This is a genomic window from Hydrogenophaga sp., assembly GCF_011772445.1.
Taxonomy (GTDB): Bacteria; Pseudomonadota; Gammaproteobacteria; order Burkholderiales; family Burkholderiaceae_C; genus Hydrogenophaga.
In genome coordinates this window covers 1-20035 of record NZ_WVZN01000047.1, presented here as the reverse complement: position 1 = coordinate 20035, position 20035 = coordinate 1, and the positions used below count along the sequence as shown (strand labels likewise).

General features: G+C 71.4%; 15 protein-coding genes and 1 other RNA gene. 4 read left to right on the top strand and 12 right to left on the bottom strand.

The genetic code is table 11. The annotated features are described in order from the left end of the window. Positions 1–238: 238 nt before the first annotated feature. From GTO19_RS19300 to GTO19_RS19285, 4 genes are all read right to left on the bottom strand, one after another. Positions 239–3337 (bottom strand): efflux RND transporter permease subunit, encoded by a 3099-nt coding sequence (locus tag GTO19_RS19300; RefSeq protein ID WP_291023789.1) that lies wholly within the window; start codon positions 3335–3337, stop codon positions 239–241. Between the two features lie 29 nt (positions 3338–3366). Then, positions 3367–4545 (bottom strand): efflux RND transporter periplasmic adaptor subunit, encoded by a 1179-nt coding sequence (locus tag GTO19_RS19295; RefSeq protein WP_291023788.1) that lies wholly within the window; start codon positions 4543–4545, stop codon positions 3367–3369. A gap of 185 nt (positions 4546–4730) precedes the next feature. Beyond that, complete coding sequence (gene rnhA / locus GTO19_RS19290) at positions 4731–5165, bottom strand: ribonuclease HI (protein WP_009520498.1); 435 nt, start codon at positions 5163–5165, stop codon at positions 4731–4733. Positions 5166–5303: 138 nt separating this feature from the next. After that, positions 5304–6062: a class I SAM-dependent methyltransferase gene (locus tag GTO19_RS19285; RefSeq protein WP_291023787.1), complete on the bottom strand. Its 759-nt coding sequence runs from the start codon at positions 6060–6062 to the stop codon at positions 5304–5306. 56 nt (positions 6063–6118) lie between these two features. On the opposite strand from GTO19_RS19285, the gene gloB reads away from it, so the two are divergent. After that, positions 6119–6892 (top strand): hydroxyacylglutathione hydrolase, encoded by a 774-nt coding sequence (gene gloB, locus GTO19_RS19280; protein ID WP_291024492.1) that lies wholly within the window; start codon positions 6119–6121, stop codon positions 6890–6892. After that, on the top strand, positions 6889–8499 hold the full coding sequence (locus GTO19_RS19275) for a transglycosylase SLT domain-containing protein (RefSeq protein WP_291023786.1): 1611 nt from the start codon (positions 6889–6891) through the stop codon (positions 8497–8499). Before gloB ends, GTO19_RS19275 begins: the two co-directional genes overlap by 4 nt. 18 nt (positions 8500–8517) lie before the next feature. On the opposite strand, the gene GTO19_RS19270 is transcribed toward GTO19_RS19275, so the two are convergent. The 4 genes from GTO19_RS19270 to dnaX all read right to left on the bottom strand — a co-directional run bounded on the left by GTO19_RS19270 (position 8518) and on the right by dnaX (position 12508). Continuing rightward, complete coding sequence (locus tag GTO19_RS19270) at positions 8518–9579, bottom strand: ABC transporter substrate-binding protein (protein ID WP_291023785.1); 1062 nt, start codon at positions 9577–9579, stop codon at positions 8518–8520. A gap of 92 nt (positions 9580–9671) precedes the next feature. Continuing rightward, positions 9672–10274: a recombination mediator RecR gene (gene recR, locus GTO19_RS19265; protein ID WP_291023784.1), complete on the bottom strand. Its 603-nt coding sequence runs from the start codon at positions 10272–10274 to the stop codon at positions 9672–9674. A gap of 13 nt (positions 10275–10287) precedes the next feature. After that, positions 10288–10620 carry a YbaB/EbfC family nucleoid-associated protein gene (locus GTO19_RS19260; protein WP_291023783.1) on the bottom strand — a complete coding sequence of 111 codons (333 nt, stop codon included), beginning with the start codon at positions 10618–10620 and terminating at the stop codon, positions 10288–10290. Positions 10621–10642: 22 nt separating this feature from the next. Continuing rightward, the gene (gene dnaX / locus GTO19_RS19255; RefSeq protein WP_291023781.1) at positions 10643–12508 is read right to left on the bottom strand and encodes a DNA polymerase III subunit gamma/tau; all 1866 of its coding nucleotides are present in this window, start codon (positions 12506–12508) and stop codon (positions 10643–10645) included. 70 nt (positions 12509–12578) lie between these two features. Here dnaX and ffs point away from each other — a divergent pair. Then, an RNA gene (ffs, locus tag GTO19_RS19250) (signal recognition particle sRNA small type) lies at positions 12579–12675 on the top strand. On the opposite strand, the gene GTO19_RS19245 is transcribed toward ffs, so the two are convergent. Beyond that, the gene (locus GTO19_RS19245) at positions 12661–12942 is read right to left on the bottom strand and encodes a type II toxin-antitoxin system ParD family antitoxin (protein WP_291023779.1); all 282 of its coding nucleotides are present in this window, start codon (positions 12940–12942) and stop codon (positions 12661–12663) included. The two genes, ffs and GTO19_RS19245, sit on opposite strands and share 15 nt — an antisense overlap. A 95-nt stretch (positions 12943–13037) precedes the next feature. On the opposite strand from GTO19_RS19245, the gene GTO19_RS19240 reads away from it, so the two are divergent. Continuing rightward, a complete protein-coding gene (locus GTO19_RS19240; RefSeq protein WP_291023776.1) occupies positions 13038–13391 on the top strand; it encodes a DOPA 4,5-dioxygenase family protein in 354 nt (117 codons plus the stop codon). Here GTO19_RS19240 and GTO19_RS19235 read toward each other — a convergent pair. From GTO19_RS19235 to GTO19_RS19225, 3 genes are all read right to left on the bottom strand, one after another. Continuing rightward, positions 13388–14662 (bottom strand): TIGR03862 family flavoprotein, encoded by a 1275-nt coding sequence (locus GTO19_RS19235; protein WP_291023774.1) that lies wholly within the window; start codon positions 14660–14662, stop codon positions 13388–13390. The genes GTO19_RS19240 and GTO19_RS19235 overlap by 4 nt on opposite strands. Beyond that, a complete protein-coding gene (locus tag GTO19_RS19230; protein WP_291023771.1) occupies positions 14659–17937 on the bottom strand; it encodes an exodeoxyribonuclease V subunit beta in 3279 nt (1092 codons plus the stop codon). Before GTO19_RS19230 ends, GTO19_RS19235 begins: the two co-directional genes overlap by 4 nt. Then, positions 17934–20035 (bottom strand): PD-(D/E)XK nuclease family protein (locus GTO19_RS19225; protein WP_291023769.1); only part of this gene is annotated, 2102 nt, incomplete at its 5' end. The genes GTO19_RS19230 and GTO19_RS19225, both read right to left, overlap by 4 nt.

The following is a 20035-nucleotide window of genomic DNA, read 5'->3' as shown; positions in this document are numbered from 1 at the left end:
CCTCCTCCTNNCTCCTCCTTTATGTCGCTACGCCGGACACCCAATCACCGACGACCTCGTTGGCACTCGTCTGTTGGCGCGCCACCGTGTCTGTGGCTCGCGGACGCTGGGTGCGCTGCGCAGCGAAATAAAGGAGGAGGACCGGGCAGAGCCCGGTCCGGGGGACATTCGCGGAGCAAGGCACCCAGCGGCCGCGAGCTTCGCGAAGCAGAGGCCCGAAAGCCCCCCGCCAACCCAGTCACTTCGCCGGAATCACATCCGTAGGAGAGTGGTGCCCACCCTCCTCGTGCATCACCGGATGCGCCGCCTCGCCCGACTTGCGCCGCGACAGCAGCGTGTACATGGTCGGCACCACGAAGATGGTGAGCAGCGTGCCCACCGACATGCCGCCCACGATCACCCAGCCGATCTGCTGGCGGCTCTCCGCCCCCGCGCCCGTGGCCAGCGCCAGCGGGATCGCGCCCAACACCATCGCGCCCGTGGTCATCAGGATCGGCCGCAGGCGCAGGCCCGCCGCCCGCTTCACCGCCTCCAGCTTCTCCAGCCCCTGCTCGCGCAACTGGTTGGAGAACTCCACGATCAGGATGCCGTGCTTGGTGATCAGCCCCACCAGCGTGATCAGACCGATCTGGCTGAACACGTTGAGCGTGCCCCCCGACAGCTTGAGCGCCAGCAGCGCGCCCATCATCGACAGCGGCACCGACAGCATGATGATGAAGGGGTCGACGAAGCTCTCGAACTGCGCCGACAGCACCAGGTAGATGAACAGCAGCGAGAGCACGAACACCAGCGCCAGCGAACCCGAGGCGTTGCGGAACTCGCGGCTCTGGCCGTTGAGGTCGGTGGCGTAGCCCACGGGCAGGATCTCGCTCGCCGCCTGCTCCATGAAAGCCAGTGCCTCGCCCAGCGAATAGTCGGGCGCCACGTTGGCCGTGATGGACGCGCTGCGCCGCTGGCCGAAGTGGTTGAGCTCGCGCGGCACCACCACCTCGCGCGTGGAGATCAGCGAGGCCAGCGGGATCATCGCGTCGCCGCGGCCACGCACGAACAGGCGGTCGATGTCCTCGGGCGTGCTGCGGTTGGCCGAGACGGTCTGCACCACCACGTCGTACTGCTCGCCGTCGCGCTTGTAACGCGTCACGGTGCGCCCACCCAGCATGGTCTCCACCGTGCGCGCGATGGCGTCCACGCTGACGCCCATGTCGGCCGCGCGCTCGCGGTCCACGTCCATGCGGATCTCGGGCTTGTTCAGCCGCAGGTCGGTGTCCACCTGCACCAGGCCCGGGTTCTGCGCCATGCGTTCCTGGAAGCGGCGCACCACGTTCGACAGGTTCTCGTAGCTGTCGTTGGTGACGATGATGAAGTTGACCGGCCGCTCGCGAAAGCCCTGCCCCAGTGACGGCGGCGTGATCGGGTAAGCGCTGATGCCTGGCAGCGCCGCCATGCGCGGCGCGATGGCGCGCGCGATCTCCATGGTGGTGCGATCGCGGTCTTCCCAGGCCTTGCCGCGCATGGTCACGCTGCCCTGCGCCACCGACGGGTTGCCCACCACGGCGAAGATGCGGTCGAACTCCGGCTGCTCGCGCGCCATCTGCTCGATCGCGTTGACGTAGCGGCGCGTGTAGGCCAGGGTGGCGCCGTCGGGGCCGTTGATGTTGGCCAGCACCACGCCGCGGTCTTCCATGGGCGCGAGTTCGGAGCGCGTGGTGCCCAGCAGCCACCAGCTCGCGCCGGCGCTGGCGAGCATGATGCCCACCACCAGCCAACGCACGTTCAGCGACAGGCCCAGCAGGCGGTCGTAGCCCTGGTTGATGCGCACCAGCACCCGCTCCATGAAGCGGTCGAAGCGGCCCGGGTTGTCGACGTGGCGCAGCAGCTTGGAGCACATCATGGGCGAGAGCGTGAGCGCCACGAAGCCCGAGACCACCACCGCGCCGGCCAGCGCCAGGGCGAACTCGGCGAACAGCCGGCCGGTGCGACCGGGCGTGAAGGCCAGCGGCGCGTACACCGCCGCCAGCGTGAGCGTCATGGCCACGATGGCGAAGCCGATCTCGCGCGCGCCCTGGATGGCCGCGTCGAAGGGCTTCATGCCTTCTTCGATGTGGCGGTAGATGTTCTCCAGCACCACGATGGCGTCGTCCACGACCAGGCCGATGGCCAGCACCAGCGCCAGCAGCGTGAGCGTGTTGATGGAGAAGCCGAACAGGCCCATCAGCGCGAAGGAGCCGATCAGGCTCACCGGGATGGTGATCAGCGGAATGACCGAGGCGCGCAGGGTGCGCAGGAAGACGAAGATCACCAGGGCCACGAGCACCACCGCCTCGGCAATGGTGGTGTAGACCGCCTTGATGGAGCGGTCGATGAAGATCGAGTTGTCGTTGGCGACCTCGATGCTCACGCCGGGGGGCAGCTCCTCGACGATGCGCGGCAGCATCTGCTGCACCGCCGCCGACAGCTCCAGCGGGTTGGCCGTGGCCTGGCGGATCACACCGAGCGAGAGCGCGTCGCGGCCGTTGTAGCGCACGGACACGCGCTCGTCCTGCGGCCCTTCCTCCACGCGCGCCACGTCGCCGATGCGGATGGTCTGGCCGTTGACGGTGCGGATGCCGATGGCGCGGAACTGCTCGGGCGTCTGCACGTCGGTGGCGGCGGTGACGTTGAACTCGCGCTGCGAACTCTCGATGCGCCCGGCCGGTACCTCCAGGTTAGAGCGGCGCAGCGCGTCCTCCACGTCCTGCGTGGTGAGGTTGTACGCGGCCAGGCGGTCGGGGTCGAGCCAGACGCGCATGGAAAAGCGCCGCTCGCCATAGATGCGCACGTCGGCGGCACCGGGAGCGGTCTGCAGGCGCGGCTTGATCAGGCGGTTGGCCAGGTCGCTGAGCTGCAGCTGCGAGACGGTGTCCGAATTGAGCGCGAGCCAGATCACCGGCGTGGCGTCGGCCTCGACCTTGGCAATGGTGGGTTCGTCCACATCGTCGGGCAGGCGTTGTCGCACGCGGCTGACCTTGTCGCGCACGTCGGCGGCGGCCGAGTCGGGGTCCCGCGAGAGGGAGAAGCGCACCGTGATCTGGCTTTGCTCCTGCCGGCTGATGGAGGAGATGACGTCCACGCCCTCGATACCGGCGAGCGAGTCTTCGAGCACCTTGGTGACCTGGGACTCGATCACCTCGCTGGAGGCGCCGCCGAAACGGGTGGTGACGGTGACGGTGGGCTCGTCGATGCGCGGGTACTCGCGCACCGTGAGGTTGTTGAACGAGACCAGGCCCACCAGCAGGATGAGCAGCGAGAGCACGGTGGCGAACACCGGGCGGCGGATGGCGACTTCGGGCAGTTGCATGCGGGCCTCCGGTTCGGGTCAGCGCCGCGTCAATTGGCCACGGCCGCGGGGGCCGCAGCGCCGGCGGCCACATTGACCACGCGCACCACGGTGCCGTCGCGCTGCAGGCGCTGCTGACCGGCCACCACCACGGTGTCGCCGCCGTTCAGGCCGTCGGTGATCTGCACGTCCGCGCCGCGGCGCACGCCCAGTTCCACCTCCACCCGGCGCGAGACGCGCTTGCGCGCATCGCCTTGCCCTTGCTCGTCGATCACGTAGACGTACTGGCGCCCCCCCTGGGGCACCAGCGCCTCCTCGGGCACCACCAGGGCCTTGTCGTTCACCGAGAAGACGATCAGCACGCGCGCGAACATGCCGGGGCGCAGGTCCTGGCCGGGGGCGGACGGCATCTCGGCGCGCACGGCGATGGAGCGGCCATTGGCGTCGAGCAGCGGATCGACCGCCAGCACGCGCGCCTGGTGGCGCTGGCCGGGCAGTGCGTCGAGCTGCACCTGCACGGTCTGACCGGGCGCGATGCGGTTCTGGTAGCGCTCGGGCAGGCGGAAGTCCACCGTGAGCTTCGAGGTGTCTTCGAGGTTGACGAGCGGGTCGCCGTCCTTCACGTACTGGCCCAGGTTGATGCTGCGCAGGCCCAGGGTGCCGTCAAACGGCGCCGTGATGCGCATGCGCTGCAGCCGGGCCTGGGCCAGGTCCACCTGGGCTTCGGCCACTTGCAGCGCGGCGCGGCTTTCGTCCACCACGCGCGCGGCCACGAAGCTCTGCGCCAGCAACTCCTCGTTGCGCTTGAGGTTGGCCCGCGCGATGGAAAGCTGCGCCTGCGCCTGGCTGAGTTCGGCGCGCTGCAGGGTGTCGTCGAGTTGCACCAGCAGCGCGCCGCGCTTGACGGACTGGCCATCGTTGAAGGCAATGCGGGCGACGCGGCCCGCCGTTTCGGGCTTGAGCGTGACGGCCTGCCGCGAGTTGAGCGAACCCACCGCCTGCGCATCGTCCTGCAGGCGCGCCTGTTTGACAGTGGCGACTTCCACGGTGACAGGCCCCGCCGCACCGCCACCTGCGCCCGACCCTGCCGGGGCGCGTGGCGCGGGGGCCGCATCGGCGGCGCCCGCAACCCCGCCCGAGCGCGGCTGCTGCTGCCACCACCAGGCGCCGCCCAGCGCCAATGCCAGGCCCAGCACCGCCAGCCAGACCGTTGATTTGGGTTTCGCCATGAAGACTCCGCTCGAATGCTGCCGTCAGCCACCGCCGTGGAACAACAGTTTCCATGCCAACAATCTCCGCATTGTGCAGTCCGTGCCAGAGGCCACGCAACCAAGGGGCACCGCGGAACCGGCTTTGCCGGGCCGCAGGTGCCGCCCCCCTCCGGGGGGTCGCGCGAAGCGCGGCGGGGGGATGCCTAAGTCGGCACGCCCCGGTTGGCCAGCGCGTCGGCGCGGTCGTTGCCCTTGTGGCCCGAATGGCCCTTCACCCAGTGCCATTCGATGTGGTGCGGCCCGCCGTGCACCAGCGCGTCGAGCTGCTGCCAGAGTTCGGCGTTCTTCACCGGCTGTTTGGTCGCGGTGATCCAGCCCTTCTTTTTCCAGCCGTGGATCCATTCGGTGATGCCCTTGCGCACGTACTCGCTGTCCAGGTGCAGCGACACGTGACACGGCCGCTTCAGGGCCGACAGAGCCTGGATCACCGCCATGAGTTCCATGCGGTTGTTGGTGGTGTCGCGCTCGCCGCCCCACAACTCCTTCTCGTGGTCGCCGGATTTCAGGTAGACGCCCCAACCGCCGGGGCCAGGGTTGCCCTTGCAGGCGCCATCGGTGTAAATGACCACGTGGTCCAAGTAGCACTCCAATAAAAAATCACAGACAGGTCGATCAGCGACAGCCCAACCCAGAGGTACCGCGGAACCGGCTTTGCCGGGCCGCAGGTACCGCCCCCTGGAGGGGGTCGCGCGCAGCGCGGCGGGGGTGTCTCGTGGTCATCGGCGGTTGGCCAGCGGCACGGGCGCCGTGGCCGGCACGCGGCGCGGCTTCCAGGCCGGCCCCAGCAGGCGCATGCCGCGCACGCGCTTGATGGCGGTGGTGACGTACACCGCGCCGAAGATGGGCCACCAGCGCTCGCCGACGCGGTCCATCCAGCGCATGCGGTTCAGCCACTTGTCGGTGCGCACCGCCGGGCGGTAACAGCCGTAGTGCTGGGAGCCGACCTCGAAGCTCAGCAGGCGCAGCCAGTCGCGCAAGCGGCCCGGGCCGATGAACTCACCCGCGTCGGGCAGGTACAGGCGCGAATTCAGGCCCAGGCGCTCCGTGGCGCGCGCGCGCCCCTGGCGCACGCCCCACCAGCTCGCGGGGTTGAAGCCGGTCAGGACAACGCGCCCTTCGGGCACCAGCACGCGCTCGACCTCGCGCAGCACCTGGTGCGGGTCGGCGCTGAACTCCAGCGTGTGCGGCAGCACCACGAGGTCGAGACTGGCTTCGGGAAACGGCAGGGCCGCGGCGTCCGTGACCAGGGCCACCCGCGCGACGTCCACAGGCGCGTCGCCCTCGGGCAAGGCCAGCCAGCGGTGCGGCATGCGGTTGGCGCGCAGGGCGTCCAGTTCAGGCACGCCGAGTTGCAGCGCATTGAAACCGAACACATCGGCCACCGCCAGGTCGAACCGGTCCTGCTCCCAATCCAGCAGGTACCTGCCGGGCGGAGTCGCGAACCACTCGGTCAACCCTATAATTTTTTCGGTCATCTGCGCTGGGGCGTGTTCACAGTGCCCGCACTCTACACGTCCCACCCCACATGCCCATGCAGCTCCTGCCGATCCCCGCCTTCACCGACAACTACATCTGGCTGCTGCACGACGGCCGGCGCGCCCTGGTGGTGGACCCCGGCGAAGCCCCGGGCGTTCAGCGCGCGCTGCAGGACCTGGGCCTCACGCTCGACACCATTCTCATCACGCACCACCACGCCGACCACACGGGCGGCGTGGCCGCCCTGCGCGAGGCCACCGGCACCCAGGTCATCGGCCCGGCCTTCGAGCCCATGCCCGAGCCGCTGCGCCGCGTGGGCGGCGGCGAGCAGGTCACCGTGCTGGGCGTGCGCTTCGACGTGATCGACGTGCCCGGCCACACCAGCGGCCACATCGCGTACTACACCCCCGAACTCGACGGCCTGCCGCTGCTCTTCTGCGGAGACACCCTGTTCTCGGGCGGCTGCGGCCGCCTGTTCGAGGGCACGCCCGCGCAGATGCACGACTCGCTGTCGCACCTGGCCGCCCTGCCCGGCAACACCCGGGTGTGCTGCACGCACGAGTACACCCTGTCCAACCTGAAGTTCGCGCAGGCGGTGGAGCCCGGCAACGCCGAGCTTGCGGCCTACGTGCGGCACTGCCAGCAGCAGCGCGCGAACAACCTGCCCACGCTGCCCAGCAGCATCGCGCTGGAGCGGCGCATCAACCCCTTTCTGCGCACCGCGGAACCTGCGGTGGTGGCGGCGGCTCAGCAACAGGCGCCCGGCCTCGCGGCCGACCCGGTGGCCGTGTTCGCCACCCTGCGCGAATGGAAGAACGTTTTTCGATGAACTCTCGCATTGCCCCGGCGCTGGTGCGCCTGCGCGGCGGGGCCCGGCGCCTGGCGCTGGCCCTGGCCATTCCCGCGGTCCTGGCCGGCTGCGCCAGCACCGCCACCGTCAGCCCACCGGTGCCACCAGGCACCGTCACCACCCCGTCGGCGGTCCCCTCCACCGATCAGGCCGTCGCCGGTCGCGCGCCGGTGCGCCTGTCCAGCGATGTGCCCCTGAGCGAACTCACCGTGGCGCGCATGGACGCGCCCACCGTGACCACGCTGGCCGCGCCCGCCGACCTGTGGGAGCGCATCCGCCGCGGCCTGGCCATGAACAACCTGGACGACGACCTCGTGCGCCAGCACGAGCAGTGGTACCTCTCGCGGCCCGACTACATCCAGCGCATGACCGAACGCTCCAGCCGTTACCTCTTCCACATCGTGGAGGAGATCGAGGTGCGCGGCATGCCCATGGAGCTGGCGCTGCTGCCCTTCATCGAAAGCGCCTTCAACCCGCAGGCCGTCTCCAGCGCGCGCGCCGCCGGCATGTGGCAGTTCATGCCCGCCACCGGCGCCTCCTTCGACCTGAAGCAGAACGCCTTTCGCGACGACCGGCGCGACGTGCTGGCCTCCACGCGCGCGGCGTTGGACTACCTGGAGCAGCTCCACGCGCGCTTCGGCGACTGGCACCTGGCACTGGCGGCTTACAACTGGGGCCAGGGCAACGTCAACCGCGCCATCACGCGCAACCAGCGCGCGGGCCTGCCCACGGGCTACGCCGACCTGAACATGCCCGCCGAGACGCGCCACTACGTGCCCAAGCTGCAGGCGGTGAAGAACATCGTGGCCAATCCGGCGCGTTACGCCGCCACCCTGCCCGACATCGGCAACCACCCCTTCTTCGACCTGGTCACCGTCGAGCGCGACATGGACGTGGCGCTGATCGCGCGGCTGGCCGAGGTGGAAGAGTCGGACTTCCGCGCGCTCAACCCCTCTCTCAAGCAACCGCTGGTGATGGCCGCCGGCACGCCCAATGTGCTGCTGCCCTGGGACAACGCGGTGATCTTCCAGCGCAACCTGAAGTTGTACGACGGTCCCCTGGCGAGCTGGACGGCCTGGGTGGTGCCCACCACCATGACGGTGGCGCAGGCGGCGAAGCAGGTGGGCGTGAGCGAGGCCGAACTGCGCAAGGCCAACGCCATTCCGCCCCGCATGCGGCTGCGCGCCGGCTCCAGCCTCATCGTGCCCCGCAACGGCAAGCTCGACCGCGACGTGCCCGCGCACGTGGCCGACAACGGCATGCTGAGCCTGCAACCCGAGGTGACGACGCGCCGCATGGTGGTGAAGGCGCGCAGGGGCGACACCGTCTCACGCCTGGCGAGCCGCTACGGTCTGAGCGCGGCCAGCGTGGCCGAGTGGAATCGCCTGTCGGCGGGCAGCACGCTCAAGACCGGGCAGCGTGTGACGCTGCACCTGCCGCAGCGCGCCAAGGCCACCACCAGCGCGCGCTCCAGCAAGGCGGTGAAGCCGCGCGCCACGTCGAGCAAGACGGCGTCGACGAAGAAGGCGACGATCAAGAAATCGTCGACGGCCAAGGTGCCGACGAAGAAGTCGGCGCGCAAGTAGCTCCCTGCGGCCGTCGCTTCAGGCCCGAAACCGCGCCTTGGCCTTCAGCGCGAAGGCGTTGGTGAAATGCCTCGCCACCTCGGCCGGCGACAGCGGCGGGCCCTCCCCCGCGCGATTGACGGCTTCCGGCCCGCCGCGCGGCATCAGGCCGTCGGCTGTCCAGGCGTCGCGCGAGCGCTCCACCGTGGCGAGGTAGATCGCGCGGTCACCCTGGAAGTGGCTTTCGGGCACGGTCTTGATCAGGTCCGAGGGGCCGGCCGTCTGCAACCATTTGAGCGCGTGCACCACGGCGTCGGTGAGGGCTTGGGTGACGCGCGGGAACTGCTCGACGAACTCGGCCGGCGCGCTCAGGCACCCCACGGGCACCGGGCCGCCGAACACCTCGTTGGTGCCGCTGAGGCTTCGCGTGTCCACCGCCACGCGAAGCTCGCCCAGCTGTTCCAGCAAGGTCATCATCGGATCGGCGTGACACAGCGCGTCGAGCTGCCCGCCGCGAAACGCCAGCAGCGCCGCGCCCGCACTGGCCTGCGGCAGGATCTGGACCTCGTCCTCCTTCACTTGCTCGCGCTGCAGGAATGCCATGAGCACGCGCTGCGCCAGCGGGTCTTTGGCGCGCAGGCCGATGCGGCGCCCGCGCAGGTCGCCCGCGCCGCGAAACCCCGGCACCGTCTTCTGCGACACGCCCAGCACCACCTGCGGCGCCCGGCCCTGCACCACGAAGCTCTGCCAGTTCATCTCGCGCGCGCCGGGGGTGAGCAACTGGGCGAAGGGCACGCACATGGCGTGCGCCGCCTTGGCCTGCACCGCCGCCATTGCCTGCCCGAGGTCGGCAAACTCGCGCAACTCCACGTCGAGCCCTTCTTCGCGGAAGAAGTTGCGCTGCTCGGCCACGGTGAGCGGCAGGTTGCTCAGGCCCGTGCGAGGCTCCACGGCGATCACGATACGCGTGCCCACCAGCTTGGGCGGCAGCGTGGCTGGGCGCGGCGCGGTCACGGCCTGCGCGTTCACGGCCTGTGGGCCGGCGGCAAACAACAGCCCCGCCGCGGCGGCGCCCCACTGGCGGCGGTTCAGGAAACCCATGCGTCGAGATTAGAGCGATGCGGCGCGCCCGCCATCCGGTGGAGTCCCGAGCGGGTTTTCACCGACCCGCGACACACGAATCGGCGGGCGCTTCAGCGCCGGTCGACCAGCGCGTGCGCAATGGTGCCGAGGTCGACGTACTCGAGCTCGCTGCCCACGGGCACACCCCGCGCCAGGCGCGTGACCTGCAGGCCGCGGTCCTTCAGCGCCTGGAAGATCACGTGCGCGGTGGTCTCGCCCTCGGCGGTGAAGTTGGTGGCGAGGATGACCTCGCGCACGGGCACCTCGGCCTCAGGGTCGTCCACGCGGTCGAAGAGCTTGTCCAGGCCGATTTCGCGCGGCCCCACGCCGTCGAGCGGGCTCAGCTTGCCCATGAGCACGAAATACAGGCCTTTGTAAGCGCCTGTACGTTCCATGGCCGCCTGGTCGGCGGGCGTCTCCACCACGCAGAGCTGGCTGCGGTCGCGCCGCGGGTCGCGGCAGGTGGGGCAGACCTCGTCTTCCGTGAAGGTGTGGCACAGCGCGCAGTGGCGCACGCCGTTCACTGCCGCCTGCAGCGCCCCGGCCAGCAGTTGCGCGCCTTCGCGGTCGTGCTGCAGCAAATGGAAGGCCATGCGCTGGGCCGACTTGACCCCCACGCCGGGCAGGCGCCGCAGCGCCTGCACCAGGTTCTCCAGGGAATGGTTGTCGGCCACCGCGCGGGCTGCTTCAGAACGGGAACTTCATGCCCGGGGGCAGGCCGGGCATGCCGGCGGTGAGCTTGCCCATCTTCTCGTTCGAGGTTTCCTCGGCCTTGCGCACGGCGGCGTTGAAGGCGGCGGCCACCAGGTCTTCGAGCATGTCCTTGTCGTCGGCGAGCAGGCTCGGGTCGATCGTGACGCGCTTGACGTCGTGCTTGCAGGTCATGACGACCTTGACCAGGCCCGCGCCGGACTCGCCGGTGACCTCGATGGTGGCGAGTTCGTCCTGCGCCTTCTTGAGGTTGTCCTGCATGGCCTGGGCCTGCTTCATCAGGCCGGCGAGTTGTCCTTTGTTGAACATGGCAATCCTTGTCAGAGAGTTATCAGGGGCTGGCCTTGAGCGAGCCGGGCACGATTGTGCCGCCGAAGTCGCGCATCATGGCTTGCACGAAGGGGTCGCCGAGGATCTGCTGCTCGGCCTCGCGCTGACGGCGCTCGGCCTCGGCGGCGGCGCGGCGCGCGGGCGAATCGGTGACGGCGCCGCTTTCCAGCGCGAGTTCGACCGCGTGGCCCGCCGCGTGCAGCGCGGCGGTGAGGCGGTCGCGGTTGCTGCCCTGCGCGAGCGTCTCGCGCTCGATGCGCAGCAGCCAGCGCGCGCCGTCGCGCGACACGAGTTGCGATTGCAGGGCGAGCTCGCGCGTCAGCGCGGCGATGGCACCGCTGTCCACCATCTGCTGCACCACCTCCGCCCAGAAGTCGCCTTCGGGCGTGGGCTGCAGCGGGGCGCTGGGCGGGCGGGGCTGGTCGAGCCGGCCCGGTGCGCCCGGGTCGCGCACGGGGATGCGCACCACCGGCGCGGCGTTCGCCCCCGGTGCTGCGGCGGGCCGGGGCGCGGCGGGCGCGGGCTCCGGGTCCCAGGGCGGCAGGTCGTCGTCGGGCTCGGGCCAGGGGGCGTCGTCAATGGGCGGGCCGTCGAAAGACTCTGCCTTGCCGGTCGGGTGGGCCTGAGCCGGCGCGTGCGCGGGTGCGGCGGCCAGCGGTGCTGGCGGCGGGCTGGGTGCGGGCCGCTGGGACGCGGTCACGGACGCGGTNNGTACCGTCGTTGGCCGCGCCTCAGCGGGCTTCAGAGTTTTTTTTTCCGCTGCGCCCGAGGGCTTGAAGGCCAGCAAGCGCAGCAACACCATGGTCAGCGCCGCGTACTCGTCGGGCGCCAGGCCCAGCTCGCTGCGGCCGTGCAGGCACAGGCTGTAGAGCAGGTGCGTCTCGTCGGGCGGCAGGGCCGCGGCCAGGCGCGCGATCTCGGGTGTGTCAGGGTCGTCGTCGGTGGCGGCGGCATCGGGCACGCTCTGCAGCACCGCCATGCGCTGCAGCAGACCCGTCATTTCCTCCAGCGTGGAGGCGGCGCTCAGGCCGTTCACGCGCAGCGCGTTCACCGTCTCCACCACGCTCGCGCCGTCCGCGTTCGCCAGCGCGTCGATCAGGCGTAGCACATGGCTGCGGTCCACCGCGCCCAGCATCTGGCGCACGGGCGCCTCCAGCAACTGGCCCCCACCGAACGCGATGGCCTGGTCGGTGAGCGAGAGCGCGTCGCGCATGGATCCGCGCGCCGCGCGCGACAGCAGGCGCAGCGCCTGCGGCTCGGCCGTCACGCCTTCGGTCTGCAGCACCTGCTGCAGGTGCTCGGCCACCGTCTCGGGCGCCATGGGCCGCAGGTTGAACTGCAGGCAGCGCGACAGCACCGTCACCGGCACCTTCTGCGGATCGGTGGTGGCGAGCACGAACTTGACGTGCTCGGGCGGCTCCTCCAGCGTCTTCAACATCGCGTTGAACGCGGTGTTGGTCAGCATGTGGACCTCGTCGATCATGAAGACCTTGAAGCGGCCCTGCACCGGCTTGTAGACCGCCTGCTCCAGCAGCGACTGGACCTCGTCCACGCCGCGGTTGGAGGCGGCGTCGAGCTCGGTGTAGTCCACGAAGCGGCCGGCGTCGATGTCGGTGCAGGCCTGGCACACGCCGCAGGGCTCGGCGGTGATGCCGCCCTGCCCGTCCGGGCCCGTGCAGTTGAGCGACTTGGCCAGGATGCGCGCGACCGTGGTCTTGCCCACGCCGCGCGTGCCGGTGAACAGGTAGGCGTGGTGAAGGCGCTGGCTGGTGAGCGCGTTCGCAAGGGCCTGCACCACGTGGCCCTGGCCGACCATCTCGCGGAAATTGCGCGGGCGGTACTTGCGGGCGAGGACGACGTAGGACATCGGAGGATTCTATGCGTCGATGTACCCGCGCCCCGGCGGCGGACATGCCCCGTCGCCTACAATCACGGGTGACGGGCCTTCCCGCATGGTGAAGCGGCCAACCGGGTCAGGTGGGGAACCAAGCAGCCCTAACTGTGGAGCCAGTGCCGGGGTCAAGGCTCGTCACCTACATGCGAAGCCGCAGGCAGTGCCTGCGGCTTTTTTCGTTGCGATCGCACGCGGGCGCGCAAGCCTTCGAAGAAGCCGGCATTCGCAGGCCGGGACGGCGCGCTCCTCGCCCCGGTCAGCAACAAGGCGCGCAAGTACTGACGGTCCTGGTCCTTGCGGACCAGTTCGCGCACATGCTCATCGCTGGCGTCATGGCCGCGCTCTTGTTCCTGCTTGTCGACAGAGACCTTGACGGAGCCAGGCGGAGAGGTGTGCTTCATGCTCATAAGGACAAATCGTTGAAGGGCGCTCACCGGCAAGCGCCACAGCCTAAACTGCCGACGCTCCGGTCATCCGCAAGATTGCATCAAGAGATCCCACCGTGCCCTCGCGCGCCCCTTCCTCCATCGCAGACTGGCACGCCCACGTCTACTTCGACGCCGCCACGCGCGACGCCGCCTGGGCCTTGCGTGAGTTGATCGGCACCGAGTTGGCCGGGCGCGTGCAGATCGGCCGCTTCCACGAAAAGCCCGTGGGCCCGCACCCGATGTGGTCCTATCAATTGGCGTTCGATGCCGACCGGTTCGCCCACGTGGTCGGCTGGCTCACACTGAACCACGGCGCGCTGGACGTGTTCATCCACCCCAACACCGGCGACGAGTTGCGCGACCACCGCGACAGTGCGCTGTGGCTGGGCAAGTCCCACACGCTGGACCTGAACGCGCTGCAGGCTTAAGGCGCCGCGCGCAGGTGGCGCAGCGCCGCCTCCCCCGCCCACACGCCACTGGCCATGGAGGCCGTGAGCAGGTAGCCGCCGGTGGGCGCTTCCCAATCGAGCATCTCGCCGGCCACGAACAGGCCGGGGCGTTCGTGCGCCATCAGGCCGTCGTCGAGCGCTTCCAGCCGCACACCGCCCGCGCTGCTGATGGCCTCGGCCACGGGGCGGGGGCGGATCAGCTTGAGCGGCAAGGCCTTGATGGCCGCCGCGAGCCGCGCGGCGTCGTGCATGGCCTCGCGGTCCAGGCATTCGTGCAGCAGCGCGAGCTTGATGCCATCGAGCCCGAGCCGGCCCTTGAGGTGGCTGGAGAGGCTGCGCGAACCACGCGGATGCGACACGTCGGCCAGCACGCGTTCGGGCGAGCGGTCGGGCAGCAGGTCGATCCACAGCGTGGCCGAGCCGCCGCGCGCGATGCGGTCGCGCAGCGCGGCCGACAGCGCGTAGACCAGGCTGCCTTCGATGCCGGTGGCGGTGGCGACGAACTCGCCGCGCTGCCATTGCCGCGAGTCGGGCGGCCCATCGAGCGCGAGCGCCACGGTCTTGAAGGGCTGGCCGGCCCAGCGGTCGGTGAACACGGCGCTCCAGCCCTCGGCCACGCCGTGCACGGACGAGCCCGCGACGTCGAATCCGCAGTTGGCGGCTTGCAGTTCGGCCACGTCGAGGCCCGCGCCGCGCAGCCACGGCACCCAGGCGCCGTCGGAGCCGAGGCGGGGCCAACTCGCGCCGCCCAGGGCGAGCAACACAACGCCCGCCTGCACCACACGTTCACCGTCCGGCGTGGCGAAGCGCAAGGCGCCGCCCTCACCAAAACCCAGCCAGCGGTGGCGCATGTGAAAGTGCACCGGTTCACCGCCCGCCTCGGGATGGCGCAGCCGGTGCAGCCAGGCCCGCAGCAGCGGCGCGGCTTTCATGTCGGTGGGGAAGACGCGGCGCGACGTGCCGACGAAGGTGGCGATGCCCAGGCCCTCGGCCCAGTCGCGCAAGGCCTGCGGCCCGAAGCGTTCGAGCATGGGCCGCAGCGCGCTCGCGCGTTCGCCGAAGCGCGAGACGAAGGCGTCGAAGGGCTCGGCGTGCGTGAGGTTGAGCCCACCCTTGCCCGCCAGCAGCAGCTTGCGGCCCACCGAGGGCATGGCGTCGTAGAGGTCCACAGGCACGCCCGCGCGCGACAGCACCTCGGCCGCCATGAGGCCGGCCGGGCCGCCACCGGCAATGGCCACGCGGGGGTTCATTCTTCTTTCCACTCGAACACGCGCCCCTGCGGGTTGATGAACGCCAGCCGCAGCGGCTCGCCGGGGTGGATGGCCGACACCGCCGCTCGGTAGGCGGCCATCTGCTCGCGGTGCGCCAGCACGGTGTGCGGTGCCTCGTGGGTCTTGAAGTCGAGCACCCACCAGGTGCCGCTGTCGCGGTCGCGCAGCAGGCGATCGAGGCGGCGCACCTGGCCTTCGTGCAGCAGCTCCACCTCGTTGCCCCATTGCTCGACGCGGGCGTCGTCCCAGGCCCAGGCGGCCTCGCCGCGCACGATGCGCCGGGCCGCGTCGAGGGCCTGGGCGGCGGTGGCGGCGTCCAGTTCGTGCAGCTCGGCGATGGCGCGCTGGTGCGCGGCGTTCCAGTCGAACCCACGCGCGGGCGTGGGGCACCACTGCAGCAACTGGTGCACGGCGCGGCCGAAGCGGGTCTGGGCGTCGGCGTCGATCACCACCACCTCGGGTACGGGCTCGGGCAAGGCGCGCAGCGCGGGCAGCGCGTGCAGTTCGAAGGGCTCGGCCTCGGTGAGCGTGGTGGACCGCGACGCATCGGGCGGGTCGAGCATCTGCGCAAGCGGCGAGAGCCGTTGCCACCACGAGGTGCCGGCACTCGCGCGCCCAGGCTCGAAGCTGGAGGCCACCAGCCGGTTGCCGGCGCGCGTCATGGCGACGTAGAGCGCGTTGAGTTCTTCCAGAGAGCGCGCGCGGCGCTCGGCGTCGAGCAGTTCCCGGGCGCACAGCGGGGCGCGCTTCTCGCTCGCGAGGAAGACGAAGCGGCGCGGCTGCGGCGCCTCGCCGGGCCAGTCCACCAGCACGCCCATGGATTCGGCGCGCGCGGGCGCGGCGTCGATGTCGAGCAGCAGCACGGTGTGCGCCTCCAGGCCTTTGGCGCCGTGGATGGTGAGGAGGCGCACGGCACCGGGCGTGGCCACGGGCGGCATGGGCGTGCCGCCGGCCTTGAGCGCGCGCACGAAGCGGTAGGCGGTGAGGAAACGCCCGCCTTCGTGGTCGAGCGCCTGCGCCAGCAGGGCCTGCAACTGGGCCTGCGTGGCGGCGCGCTGCGCGGGTGGCACGGCCTGCGCGAAGCGGGCAAGCAGATCGGCTTCGCGGAACACGAGCGACAGCGCGTCGTGCGGGGGCAGATTCAGCAGCGCCTCGCGCCAGCCTTGCCAGCGCAGGGCGGTGTCGCGCCACAGCGGCGCGGCATCGGGCGCTTGCGCGGCCTGCAGCAGCACGGGCCACCAGCGCGCGCCGGGGCCGGCGGTGCGCACGGCGGTGGCCAACGCGGCCAGATCGTCGTCGCCCCAGCCGCCGATGGGCGAGCGCAGCGCGCGCGCCAGGCTCAGGTCGTGTCCCGGCGAGACCAGGGCGTCGATCAGCGCGATCACGTCCTGCACCGCGGGCGCGTCGGCCAGATCGAGCTTCTCGGGCTGTTCGCTGGCGATGCCGCGCTCGCGCAGGGCCTCGTGCATCCAGCCCAGGCGTTCGCGCTTGCGCGCGAGCACCATCACGTCGTCGGGCCGCACGCGGCCGGCGGCCACCTCGGCGGCGATCCAGTCGGCCGCCTGGCGCGCCTCGAGTTCGCTCATGGCGTCGTCCGCCAGGTGGCGCGGCGTGGACAGGCTGTCGCGCCAGGCCTCGGGGTCGGTGTTGGCCGCCTCGGCACGTTCGCGCGCGCTGCGCGGCACCACGGGAAGGGCCAGCACCGCGCCGGCCTCGGCGCTGGCGGTGGTGTGCGGGCGAAACGCCGCGCCCACCGTCTCGCCGTATTCGCCCGCCTCCACCGCCTGCTGCATGGCGGCGTTCACGGCGTCCACCACGGCGATGGCGCAGCGGCGCGTGTGGTCGCAGGCCAGCAGCGAGCCCCCCAGGCCCTGCACCACGAAGGCCTGGGCCGCGCGGAACACCTGCGGTTCGGCGCGGCGGAAGCGGTAGATGGACTGCTTGGGGTCGCCCACGATGAAGACGCTGGGCGCCTCCCCTGGCCCCGCGCCCGAGTAGGCCGCGAGCCAGCCATACAGGGCCTGCCACTGCAGCGGGTTGGTGTCCTGGAATTCGTCGATGAGCAGGTGGCGCACGCGCGCGTCCAGGCGCTGCTGCAGCCAGCCGGAGAGTTCGGCATCGCCCAGCAGGCGGCGCGCGGCGCCTTCGACGTCGTTCATGTCGACCCAGCCGCGTTCGCGCTTGAGTTCGGCCAGCACGCGCAGCAGCACCCGGGTGAGCCGCGCCAGACGCTGGTGGTGCACCCAGGCGCGGTGCTGGCGCTCGGCCAGCAGGGCTTCTTCGATGCGGTCGTGCGCCGCCTGCACGGCGGGCAGCGCGTCGGGCTGTTCGCCCAGCTTGCGCGGCGTGCCCTTGGCGGTGGTGAGCGCGTCGATCGCGGCGCGGCCGTTGCCGTCGGTGACGGCGGTTTCCAGTGCGCGCGCGGCGGTCTCGGCCTTCTTGAGTTTGGCGAAACCGCCCAGCGCCTGGGCCGCGGCCAGCAGTTCGGCGCGGAAGCGTTCGCCGCGCACCAGCCACGCGATGGGGTCATCGCCCGCGCCGGCCCAGTCGGGCATCTGCTCGGCCAGCGACTGCACCGCGCCATCCACCGCGCCCACGGCGTCGGCCCACAGGAACTCCACGCGCTTGGAAGCGGCGTTGCGCAACGCGGTGAGGGTCTGGTGGCGGCCGATGTCGGCCACGCTGGCGAAGAAGTCCTCGCGCGCGGCCCCGTCCCGCGCGAGTTCGGCGTAGAAGCGCGGCCACAGGCGCTGAAGGATGGCGCTGTCGTCTTCCTGCAGCTCGTACTGTGGCGGCAGGCCCAGCTCCTGCAGCACCGACAACGGCGCGCCGCGCAGCAGCGCCGCGAACCAGCTGTGGAAGGTGCGCAGTTGCACCGGGCGGCCGTGCCGGCGCAGCCGCTCGCGCAGGCCGCGCGCGGCGGGCACCAAGGCGCGCGCCGACGCCTCGGGCAGGCCGCGCATCACCAGGCCGGCGCACAGCTCGTCGTCGCTCTGCGTGGCCCACTCGGCCACCACCTGTTGCAGCCGCTCGCGCATTTCACCGGCGGCCTTCTTGGTGAAGGTGATGGCCAGGATGTCCTGCGGTGGCGCCCCGTCGAGCAGCGCGCGCAGGATGCGCGAGACCAGCATCCAGGTCTTGCCCGCGCCCGCGCAGGCCTCCACGGCCACGCTGCGCGCCGGGTCGCAGGCGCGCGCGTAGAAGGCCTGCGGCCCCACGGGCTGGCCATCGACGCGGTAGGCGAGCCCGGTCATGCGGCTTCCTCCGCGCCGCCGGCCACCGGTTGCCAGAAGTCCTTGCGGCACAGGCCGCGTGCCGCGCAGAAATCGCAGGCCGTGCCCTCGCCCAGGGCCTGCATCGCGGCGCCGCCGGCCACGCGTTCCATGTCGTTCACGAGGCCTTGCACGATCGCGTCGCGCGCCATCAGCACCTCGGTCTGCTCGATCAGCTTCGCCGGCTCGTCGCGCTCAGCGCGCGCATCGACGATGCTGAGGTAGGCCGCGCGCAGGCGCTGCGCGGGCAGCAGCGCGGCGTAGAAGCCGAGCTGCGTGTCCTCCAGCGGCTCCTTCACGCGCGCCTCGGTGCGGGTGCGGCTCTCGGTCTTGTGGTCGATGACGAAGCGCTCGTCGCCCTCCCCGTCTTGCCGCGCGTCGATGCGGTCGAGCCGGCCGTACAAGGTCCAGCGGCCCGCGCGCTGCTCGCGCTCGGCCTCGGCCGCCACGAAGCGCCAGCCCTGTGCCTCGTGCGGCCACAGCCAGTGCAGGTAGGCCTCGCGCAGCGCGGGCCATTGCGCGCGGTACGGCAGGAAGCCGCCGGCCTGCATGTCGTCGCCCAAGCCCATTTCCTCGGCCAACGCGCCGGCCAGGGAGTCCAGCGCGGCGCGGTCGGCGTCCTCGCCGGGGCGCTCGTCGCCGCGCGCCTCGTGAAAGCGCTTGAGCACCTCGTGCAGCCAGTTGCCCAGGTCGCTCTGGTCGGGTTCGGCGTCGAGTTCGTCCGCCTCATCCAGGCGCAACTGGCGGCGCGCGAAGAAGCGGTAGGGACAGGTGCGCAGGTCGTCGTAGGCGCTGGCCGACAAGCGATCGGGCAGCAGTGCGGGTGCGCTGGCGCGCGGCCGGGGCGTGCCGCCCGCCGCCACCGCGCGCGGATCGAGCAGGGACTCGGCGGTGCCCGCATCGCAGCCGTCGATGAAGGGGCTGGGCAGCAGCGCTTCGCCGGCATCGTGGCGGCGCCACAGCGCGTCCACCGGCGGGCCTGCGAACAGGTGTGCCCAGGCCGAGGCCGCCGCGCGCGCCAGGGCGTCGCGATCGGGCAGGCCCAGCAGTTCGCGTTGCGCGGCGGTCCAGGTGCTGTCGGGCTCGGGGCTGGCGCTCAGGTGACGCTCGTCGCAACCGGGCGCCACCACAGCCGCCACGCGACGCCCCAGGCGCTGCTGCAGGGGCAGCACCACGACCTGCGGCGCGCCGGCCACGGTGGGCTGGAACACCGCGCCCTCCAGCACGTCGCGCACCCAGGCACCAAAGGCCGCGAGCGACCAGCGCGCCGCCCCGCGCGGGCCGGTGGCGGCTTCACCCAGGCCATCGAGTTCGTGCGCACCTTCGCCCAGGCGCAGCACGCCGATCAACTGGCGGCCGGCTTCGTCGGCCTGCAGCGTCGCCCACTGCCCGCTGCGCTCCAGCGCCTGCGCCGTGTCCTTGAGCCAATGCAGCAGGGGCCGTGCGGCCTGCAATTCGGCGCGCTGCGCGTCGATGTCGGCCTCGCGCCAGTCCATGGGCACGGCGGCCCAGCGCGCCACGCCCTTCTGCCGCAGGCGACGCTCCAGCGCATCCACCACCGGCGGCGAGAACGCGGGCGCCAGCTTGAGCCAGTCGAGCACCTCGTCGGTGCTGGCGCGAGCGTCGGCCGCGCGCAGCAGTGCCATCAGGCTGGCGGCGGCGCGGGTGGTGGACAGCTTCCAGCCGGTCTCGTCGCGCAGCCGCACGCCCGCGCCCACGAGCAGGGCGCTGACGCGGCGCGTGAGCAGGCGGTCGTTGGCGATCAGCGCCACCGGCGCGCGCCCGGCGTTGAGGTGCGCAATGGCACAGGCGGCCGCGGCCTGCGCCTCGGCCTCGAAGTCCTCGCAGGTCCACACGCGCGGCGCGGCCTCGGCCGGCGCGGACCAGGTCAGCCGCCCGGCCCGCTCGCCCCAGCGGGCCAGCAAGGCCTCGGTGAGTGGGTCGAGCTGGTGGCCCGGCAGGCACAACAGGCGATCGGCATCGGCGCCCGGCGCGGCCAGGGGCGACCACAGCGCGTCGGTGACGTAGGCGGATGTGCCGGCCCAGGTGGCAGCCAGATTGGCCACCAGCGACTCCCATT

Coding starts and splice junctions, on each gene's coding strand:
- GTO19_RS19300 (WP_291023789.1), bottom strand. CDS start 3,337: ATGCAACTGCCCGAAGTCGCCATCCGCCGCCCGGTGTTCGCCACCGTG.
- GTO19_RS19295 (WP_291023788.1), bottom strand. CDS start 4,545: ATGGCGAAACCCAAATCAACGGTCTGGCTGGCGGTGCTGGGCCTGGCA.
- GTO19_RS19285 (WP_291023787.1), bottom strand. CDS start 6,062: ATGACCGAAAAAATTATAGGGTTGACCGAGTGGTTCGCGACTCCGCCC.
- gloB (WP_291024492.1), top strand. CDS start 6,119: ATGCAGCTCCTGCCGATCCCCGCCTTCACCGACAACTACATCTGGCTG.
- GTO19_RS19275 (WP_291023786.1), top strand. CDS start 6,889: ATGAACTCTCGCATTGCCCCGGCGCTGGTGCGCCTGCGCGGCGGGGCC.
- GTO19_RS19270 (WP_291023785.1), bottom strand. CDS start 9,579: ATGGGTTTCCTGAACCGCCGCCAGTGGGGCGCCGCCGCGGCGGGGCTG.
- GTO19_RS19260 (WP_291023783.1), bottom strand. CDS start 10,620: ATGTTCAACAAAGGACAACTCGCCGGCCTGATGAAGCAGGCCCAGGCC.
- GTO19_RS19245 (WP_291023779.1), bottom strand. CDS start 12,942: ATGAGCATGAAGCACACCTCTCCGCCTGGCTCCGTCAAGGTCTCTGTC.
- GTO19_RS19235 (WP_291023774.1), bottom strand. CDS start 14,662: ATGAACCCCCGCGTGGCCATTGCCGGTGGCGGCCCGGCCGGCCTCATG.
- GTO19_RS19230 (WP_291023771.1), bottom strand. CDS start 17,937: ATGACCGGGCTCGCCTACCGCGTCGATGGCCAGCCCGTGGGGCCGCAG.